At 64.4% G+C, this 208-nt stretch carries 1 protein-coding gene; it reads left to right on the forward strand.

Going from position 1 to position 208, the window contains the following annotated elements; translation table 11 throughout:
* Positions 1–208, forward strand: a 208-nt coding sequence (locus tag AF337_RS32870) for a D-glutamate cyclase family protein (RefSeq protein WP_152971306.1), incomplete at its 5' end; no start/stop codon positions are given.

Consider the following 208-nt stretch of genomic DNA (forward strand, 5'->3'; position numbering starts at 1 on the left):
GCCCGCGTCCATCGGCATCGAGAACCTCGACCAACCGGACTACGGCGATCCGACCCGCATCATGCCCGACGAAATGCCGGTCTTCTGGGCATGTGGGGTGACGCCGCAAGCCGTCATTGAGGCCGCCCGCCCGAAATTCGCAATCACGCATGCGCCCGGCTGCATGTTGGTCACGGACAAGCCGAACGCGGCCCTCATCGCTTTCTAG

The sequence above is a fragment of the Rhizobium ecuadorense genome, from assembly GCF_001187535.1.
Classification (GTDB): domain Bacteria; phylum Pseudomonadota; class Alphaproteobacteria; order Rhizobiales; family Rhizobiaceae; genus Rhizobium; species Rhizobium ecuadorense.